General features: G+C 34.6%; 1 protein-coding gene. It reads right to left on the bottom strand.

Translation table 11 applies throughout. The features are described from left to right. Nucleotides 1-1288, bottom strand: a 1288-nt coding sequence (locus tag EKL98_RS16065; protein ID WP_233589466.1) for an acyltransferase domain-containing protein, incomplete at its 3' end; no start/stop codon positions are given. Between the last annotated feature and the right edge of the window lie 64 nt (nucleotides 1289-1352).

Genomic DNA, 1352 nt, shown 5'->3' with positions numbered 1-1352 from the left:
ATGTGATGGGTAAATCAAACTCTTTTTTTAATCTACCTGCTAATTGAGTTAGCGCTAATGAATCTAAACCTAGTTCTAGAAAAGTAGTAGAAACTGTATCAAACTCATAAATGATACCAGATACATTTTTTATGGTTTCTGAAATCTTAAGAAGTATTACCTCTTTTCTCGAATCTTTTGTTTTGGTACTATTGCTATCAGTACTTGTTGTAAATAAAGGGACATCTGTTACTGTGTTTTTATTAGCTGCCTTTATTTCTATAGTGTTTATGGGTTCAATCCAACAAAGTTTACGATCAAAAACATAACTTGGTAAATCGATTTTAAGCCTTTGTTGTTGATGATAAAAGGCATTCCAATCGGGGTCAATTCCTCTAAGCCACAGCTCACCTAAAGTACCGAGTAAGGAATGGTATTCGGTTTCTTGATTTTTAGGTAAGAGTAAACTTGTAAAGGCAGGAATTATTTTACCAGTTCCTTGTTGTTTTGTCAAAGTAGTTAACGTTTGTCCTGGCCCCACTTCTAAAAACATAATGTCTTCTAATTTTAATAATGTGTTCGCAGCATCAGAAAATCTTACAGTTTTGCGTAAATGGTTAGTCCAGTATTTTGGATCGATGGCTTCTTCTTCCAAGAGCCATGTCCCTGTAACAGTCGAAACTATTGGTAAAAATGGCTTGTTTAAATGTATTTTTTTTACCTCTTTTTCAAATGAATCCAAAATTGGGTCCATCATTTTTGAGTGAAATGCATGACTTGTAAATAACAACTTGTTTGCAATCTCCATCTGTTCTAATGATTTTGCAAATTCATTAACCTTTTCATCTTCACCAGAAACAACGCATATAGCATTAGAATTTATGGCCGCTATCGACAGGGTGTCTGGAAGAATATTTTTTAATTTATCTTCTGATAGCCTTACGGATAACATGCTTCCCCCGGGAAGCTCACTTACCAATCGACCTCTTGTGGCTATTAAATGCAATGCATCTTGTAAATTAAATATTCCAGCTAAGTGGGCTGCTACAAATTCACCAATACTGTGGCCGCAGAATGCAGTAGGCTTAATTCCCCAACTTAACCAAAGTTGCGATAAAGCATATTCAGTGACAAATAAAGCAGGCTGTGTGAAACGAGTATCTTTCAATTTTGCCTCGGCTTCGGGCGTAACTATTTCTGGGTATAAAATTTCACGAATGTCTAATTTTAGTTCTTCCAATAAAAACTCAGCACAAATATCTACTGCTTCTTTAAATATAATTTCATTTTTGTAAAGGTTTATTCCCATTTGAGAAAATTGAGATCCTTGTCCTGGGAATAAAAATACAAGTTCGTTTGGAGCTACTTTTAAT

This window comes from Flavobacterium bomense (assembly GCF_003970355.1).
Note: the sequence above shows the minus strand (reverse complement) of the source record. Positions and strands in the feature narration are given on the sequence as shown.